The sequence below is a fragment of the Corallococcus praedator genome, from assembly GCF_003612125.1.
In the GTDB taxonomy this organism is placed as follows: domain Bacteria; phylum Myxococcota; class Myxococcia; order Myxococcales; family Myxococcaceae; genus Corallococcus; species Corallococcus praedator.
Window position 1 is genome coordinate 1 of record NZ_RAWI01001163.1, and the last position, 424, is coordinate 424.

The window sequence follows — 424 nt, forward strand, 5'->3', positions numbered from 1 at the left end:
GTGTTTTCCCGGCAATGGTTCTGTCTGCGAAGACCCACTTGTTCTCCAGGTCGCCAAATCGTCGATTGCCGCTCATGGGCATCGTAGCTGTAGCAAGCTGCGATGAAGGGTCGTGTTCCTCCAGGCTGATCTTGGAAGGTTCCTGGGCTTTCCGGGCCGTTGGCGCGGCTTCCGGTGGTGGGGTGTCGGGCGCCATGCCGCTGCTGCGAGCTTTCTTTGCGCCCGTCACGCGGAATTGCAATGACTTGAAAGGAAACGGGTGCGAGCAACTCAGGAGTTGGTAGACGAGGAACGTCCCTTTTGGATCGTCGCCTCGTGACAGCCACTTCCCAGCGGCGCGCACTGTTGTCGTTCCTTCGAATGGAAATAGGGTCTGAGGGTAGATGTCCTGGCGCGCCTGCGCGGCACTTACACAGGAGGTACC

General features: G+C 59.4%; 1 protein-coding gene. It reads right to left on the minus strand.

Annotated features, from left to right (window positions below; translation table 11 throughout):
- Nucleotides 1-343 (minus strand): hypothetical protein (locus tag D7Y13_RS47515; protein ID WP_208734682.1); only part of this gene is annotated, 343 nt, incomplete at its 3' end.
- Nucleotides 344-424: the final 81 nt, after the last annotated feature.